The organism is Microbacterium sp. (assembly GCF_035277845.1).
In the GTDB taxonomy this organism is placed as follows: Bacteria; Actinomycetota; Actinomycetes; order Actinomycetales; family Microbacteriaceae; genus Microbacterium.
The window spans coordinates 1-4,210 of sequence record NZ_DATEJS010000121.1 but is presented as its reverse complement, the minus strand read 5'-3'; the positions used below and the strand labels follow the sequence as shown (position 1 = coordinate 4,210).

Genomic DNA, 4,210 nt, shown 5'->3' with positions numbered 1-4,210 from the left:
CCAACGTCATCTCCGCGACGACGAAGAACCCGGAGGCCGCGATGGCGTTCGTCAGCTTCCTCGGCAACCGCGCCTCGGCGCTCGTGCAGGCCCAGGCAGGCGCCGTCATCCCCGCATTCAACGGCAGCCAGGACGTCTGGGCGAAGTCCATCTCCGGGCTGGACCTGCAGCTGTTCCTCGACGAGGCGAAGGTCGCGTCGCCGTATCCGATCTCCAAGAACACCTCGGCGTGGAACCAGTTCGAATCCAGCATCCTGCCCGCGGCGTTCGCCGGCCAGGTGCCGATGGCCAAGGCCGCCACGCAGCTCGCGGACCAGATGAACGCGGCGCTCGCGAAGGAATGACCTCATGACCACCTCTTCCGCGGAGGTCACGACCGTCGGGGCGGCGACCGGTGAGCCGTCGCCCCGGCGGCGGCGGATGCTGAGCCCGGACGGGCCGTGGCCGTGGGTGTTCGTCCTGCCGCTCCTGCTTGGCGTGGCCCTGTTCTACCTGTGGCCCATCGTCAAGACCTTCTGGCTCAGCTTCACCACGGTGGGCGTGTTCGGCGGGTCGAGCTTCGTCGGACTCGCGAACTACGCGCAGATGTTCAGCGACCCGCAGATCCCGCGCTCCATCCTGAACACCGCGATCTACACGGCCATCGTGCTGCTCGGCATCCCCATCGCGATGGGTCTCGCCGCGCTCATCGAGCGGCCGGGCATGCGGTTCCGGGCGTTCTACCGCACCCTCTACTTCATCCCCTACGTCACCATGCCGGCGGCGGTGGGCATCGTGTGGCGGCTCATCTTCAACGGCGACTTCGGTCCGATCAACTGGCTGCTGTCCCTGTTCGGCGTCAAGGGCCCGTACTGGCTCGCCACGCCGGGGTTCGCCCTGATCGCCGTCGCGATCGTCGGCCTGTGGATGGCGCTCGGCTTCAACCTGATCATCATCAGCGCAGGGCTGCGCGAGATCCCCATCGAGCTGTACGAGGCCGCGCAGATGGACGGGGCATCCCGCTTCCGCCAGTTCATCAGCATCACCGTGCCGCTCCTGACCCCGAGCATCTTCTTCGTGTCGATCATGACGGTGGTGGGCGGCTTTCAGCTGTTCGACCTGCTCTACGTCATGCTCGGCAAGGCCAACCTCGCCATGCCGCAGACGCAGAGCATCGTCTACATCTTCTACAACGAGGCGTTCATCCAGAACAACCAGGGCTACGCGTGCGCGATCGGCATCCTGATCCTCGTGATCATCGCGGTGCTGACGGCCTTCCAGTTCCGGCTGCAGCGGAGGTGGGTGAACTATGTCTGACACGCTGACCACCGTCGCGATCGTCACCGGCGACTCCACCCGGAGCCGGGTGCGCCCGGGGCGCCGCACCCAGTCCAACGTCGGCGCGCACGTCGTGCTGCTGATCGGCGGCGTGATCATGGTCTCGCCGCTCGTCTACCAGGCGATCATGTCGCTGTCGACCAACCAGCAGGTCGAGAGCGCCCCGCCCACGCTCTGGCCCGGCATCCTCCAGTGGCACAACTACGCGGACGTGTTCGCGCAGATGCCCTTCGCTCAGGAGCTGTGGATCACCGTCGCCATCACCCTGGTGCGCCTGATCGGACAGCTGTTCCTCTGCTCGATCGCCGGGTACGCGTTCGCCCGGATGCGCTTCAGCGCGAAGGGGATCATCCTCGCGATCGTGCTGTCGATCATCATGGTGCCCGCGCAGATCTACCTGATCCCGCAGTACCAGATCGTCCAGAACCTGGGCTGGCTGAACACGATCGCCGGCATCGCGGCCCCCGGCGTCTTCAGCGCCTTCGGCACCTTCCTCATGCGCCAGTTCTTCATGGGACTGCCGCAGGAGCTCGAGGATGCCGCCCGCATCGACGGCGCGAGCTCGTTCCGCATCTTCTGGAACATCATGCTGCCGCTGGCATCGAACGGCCTGTGGGCCCTCGGCATCATCACGGTGCTGTGGTCGTGGAACGACCTGATGTGGCCGCTGATCGTCACCGACAGCGCGAACAGCGCCCCGCTCAGCGTGGGCCTCGCGAACCTGCAGGGCGTGCACTCCAACAACTACCCGGTGCTGATGGCGGCAAGCCTCATGGCGATGCTGCCGATCCTCATCCTGTTCATCGTGCTGCAGAAGCGCGTCGTCGCCGGCATCGGCCGCAGCGGGCTGAAGTGATGGGGTTCGACGCCGTGCGCCGGCTGGTGGATCCCGACGGTTCGCTGCGGTTCGGCACGTACCCCGCCGACCCCGCGCACGACCTGCGCGTGCGCGAGCGGATCAACGCCCGTCTCGCCCCGGTCCGGCAGCCGTGAGGGGCCTGGATGTGGTCGAAGAGCAGTGTTTGGATGAGAGAGAACAGGGAGCAGACGTGTCTGAGACGGTGACCAGGGGAGCCGAGCACACCATCCGCGAGATCGGGCAGCAGCCGCGGGTGTGGCGCGAGACGCGCGACGCGGTGGCGGCGGACCGGGAGCGCATCGACGCATTCCTCGAGCGGCATGTGACCTCCGATGTGCGGATCGTGCTGACCGGTGCGGGCACCTCGGCGTTCGTCGGCGAGATCGCCGCGCCTGCGCTGGCGCGCATCACCGGCCGCCGCTTCGATGCGGTCGCCACCACCGACATCGTCGCCGACCCGCGCGGCGCCTTCGCCGAGAACGTCCCGACGCTGCTCATCTCGTTCGCGCGCTCCGGCCGCAGCCCGGAGAGCGTCGCCGCCACCCGGCTCGCGGAGCAGGTGCTCGACGAGGTGCACCACCTCATCATCACGTGCGACACGACGGGCGACCTCTACCGCACCCACTCGCAGCGCGAGGGGGATCTCGTGCTCGTCACGCCCGAGGGTACCAACGACCTCAGCTTCGCGATGACCTCGAGCTTCTCCACCATGCTGCTCAGCGCCCTGTTGGTGTTCGCACCCGAACTCGCCGCCGTCGTCGACGCGGCCGCGGCGGCCGGGGAGTGGGCGCTCGGCGACGGGGCCGAGGCACCGCGCTCGTATGCGGAACGGGAGTACGACCGGGTCGTCTACCTCGGCAGCGGCCCGCTCACCGGCCTCGCCCGGGAGTCCGCGCTGAAGCTGCTCGAGCTCACCGCGGGCCGCATCGTGGGCCTGCACGACAGCTCGCTCGGCTTCCGGCACGGACCGAAGTCGGTGCTCGACGACCGCACGCTCGCCGTCGTGTTCGTCTCCTCCGACCCGTACACCCGCCAGTACGACCTCGACATCCTCGCCGAGCTGCGAGCGACGCCGGGCGGCCACGACGTGCTCGCGGTCGACCACCGGTCGCCGCACGGAGCCGGCGAGACGTGGGCGGTGCCCGGGGTGGAGGACCTGCCGGATGCCGTGCTGGCGCTGCCGTATGTGCTGTTCGCGCAGTCGCTCGCGCTCCAGCAGTCGCTGCGGCTCGGTCTCACGCCGGACAACCCGTTCCCGTCGGGCGATGTGAACCGCGTCGTCAAGGGCGTGCTCATCCACCCGCTGGCGGATGCCGCGACCCGATGAGCCCCGTCTCGGCCGAGCGTCGGCCGCGCGTGCTCGCGATCACGCCGAATCCGGCCGTGGACATGACGTGGCACGCCGACCGGCTCGTCCCCGGTGGATCGCACCGCGTCGCGGCGGCCCGGCTGCGCGCCGGCGGCAAGGGCATCAACGTCGCCCGCGTCGCACAGCAGCAAGGCGCCCCGGCGGTCGTCGTGACGACCGCCGGCGGCCCGACCGGCGCGGAGCTGGTGGCGGATCTCGTCGCGAGCGGCATCCCGCATCGCATCGTGCCCGTGCACGGCGACACGCGCCGCACCGCGACGATCGTCGACGAGGCGTCCGGCGACGCGATGATCCTGCTCGAGCCGGGGGTCGCGCTGGATGACGGGGAGTGGCGCGCACTGCTCGAGGCGGCCGGGGCCGAGGCGGAGGATGCCGCCGTGCTCACCGTGTCGGGCAGCCTGCCGCCGCAGTCGCCCGCCTCGGCGATGGCGGAGTTCGTCGGGATCGCGCAGCGGCGCGGCATCCCGTCGATCGTCGACAGCTCGGGACCGGCGCTGCTCGCGGCGGCGGCCGCCGGCGCGACCGTGCTCAAGCCGAACCGGGCGGAGCTCGCTGAGGCCACGGGCATCGCAGACCCGGTGACGGCGGCGCGCTCGCTGCTCGGCGGCGGCACGCGCCTGGTGCTGCTGTCGCTCGGCGGCGACGGCATGATGGCGGTCGCGTCC

At 69.7% G+C, this 4,210-nt stretch carries 5 protein-coding genes and 1 pseudogene; all 6 read left to right on the top strand.

Features of this window, described 5'->3' with window-relative positions:
- Positions 1-344 (top strand): annotated as a pseudogene (locus VJR25_RS05160) (sugar ABC transporter substrate-binding protein); the annotation flags it as partial.
- A gap of 4 nt (positions 345-348) precedes the next feature.
- Positions 349-1,296, top strand: coding sequence for a sugar ABC transporter permease (locus VJR25_RS05155; RefSeq protein ID WP_324113210.1), 948 nt, complete (start codon positions 349-351; stop codon positions 1,294-1,296).
- Complete coding sequence (locus tag VJR25_RS05150; RefSeq protein ID WP_324113208.1) at positions 1,289-2,173, top strand: carbohydrate ABC transporter permease; 885 nt, start codon at positions 1,289-1,291, stop codon at positions 2,171-2,173. Before VJR25_RS05155 ends, VJR25_RS05150 begins: the two co-directional genes overlap by 8 nt.
- Positions 2,173-2,310 carry a hypothetical protein gene (locus VJR25_RS05145; protein ID WP_324113206.1) on the top strand — a complete coding sequence of 46 codons (138 nt, stop codon included), beginning with the start codon at positions 2,173-2,175 and terminating at the stop codon, positions 2,308-2,310. The genes VJR25_RS05150 and VJR25_RS05145 overlap by 1 nt, the downstream gene beginning before the upstream one ends.
- A 56-nt stretch (positions 2,311-2,366) precedes the next feature.
- A complete protein-coding gene (locus VJR25_RS05140) occupies positions 2,367-3,503 on the top strand; it encodes an SIS domain-containing protein (protein WP_324113204.1) in 1,137 nt (378 codons plus the stop codon).
- Positions 3,500-4,210 (top strand): 1-phosphofructokinase family hexose kinase (locus VJR25_RS05135; RefSeq protein ID WP_324113202.1); only part of this gene is annotated, 711 nt, incomplete at its 3' end. The genes VJR25_RS05140 and VJR25_RS05135, both read left to right, overlap by 4 nt.